This window comes from Paraburkholderia sp. GAS448 (assembly GCF_050435685.1).
GTDB lineage: Bacteria > Pseudomonadota > Gammaproteobacteria > Burkholderiales > Burkholderiaceae > Paraburkholderia.
In genome coordinates, this window is the sequence record NZ_JBNDKT010000153.1 from 1 (window position 1) to 1,278 (window position 1,278).

The 1,278-nt window shown below is 64.8% G+C and carries 1 pseudogene; it reads left to right on the forward strand.

From position 1 onward, the window contains the following. A pseudogene (locus P3T23_RS47740) lies at positions 1-1,278 on the forward strand (beta strand repeat-containing protein); the annotation flags it as partial.

Genomic DNA, 1,278 nt, shown 5'->3' on the forward strand with positions numbered 1-1,278 from the left:
ACGGTGGCGAAGGACCTGGACGGAGCGGCGGTGGACTTCACGGGCACGGACGGCGAGCGCAAGCTGATCGGCGTGGCCGACGGCGTGGTCGCCTCAGGCAGCAAGGAAGCCATCAACGGCGGCCAGCTGTTCGGCGTGAGCAGCTCGGTGGCTGATGCCCTGGGCGGTGGTTCGACGGTGAACGCGGACGGTACGGTCTCAGCGCCGAGCTACGTGGTGGGCGGCACGACGGTCAGCAATGTGGGTGACGCAGTCGCCAACATCGACAACCGCGTGACCGACAACACGACCAGCATCGAGAACATCACCAACATCCTGGGTGACGGCGTGGTGGGTCTGGTGCAGCAGGACGAGGACACCCGGAACATCACGGTGGCGAAGGGCCTGGACGGAGCGGCGGTGGACTTCACGGGCACGGACGGCGAGCGCAAGCTGATCGGCGTGGCCGACGGCGTGGTCGCCTCGGGCAGCAAGGAAGCCATCAACGGCGGCCAGCTGTTCGGCGTGAGCAGCTCGGTGGCTGATGCCCTGGGCGGCGGTTCGACGGTGAACGCGGACGGTACGGTCTCGGCACCGAGCTACGAAGTGGGCGGCACGACGGTCAGCAATGTGGGTGACGCAGTCACCAACATCGACAACCGCGTGATTGATAACAGCAAGAACATCGCGATCAACAAGTCTGAGATCACGAACATTGCGGGCGATATCACGAACATCACCAACAACCTGAACGACGGCACGATCGGTCTGGTGCAGCAGGACGAGAGCACCCGGAACATCACGGTGGCCAGGGGCCTGGACGGAGCGGCGGTGGACTTCACGGGCACGGACGGCGAGCGCAAGCTGATCGGCGTGGCCGACGGCGTGGTCGCCTCGGGCAGCAAGGAAGCCATCAACGGCGGCCAGCTGTTCGGCGTGAGCAGCTCGGTGGCTGATGCCCTGGGCGGTGGTTCGACGGTGAACGCGGACGGTACGGTCTCGGCGCCGAGCTACGAAGTGGGCGGCACGACGGTCAGCAATGTGGGTGACGCAGTCACCAACATCGACAACCGCGTGATTGATAACAGCAAGAACATCGCGATCAACAAGTCTGAGATCACGAACATTGCGGGCGATATCACGAACATCACCAACAACCTGAACGAAGGCACGATCGGTCTGGTGCAGCAGGACGAGAGCACCGGGAACATCACGGTGGCGAAGGACCTGGACGGAGCGGCGGTGGACTTCACGGGCACGGACGGCGAGCGCAAGCTGATCGGCGTGGCCGACGGCGTG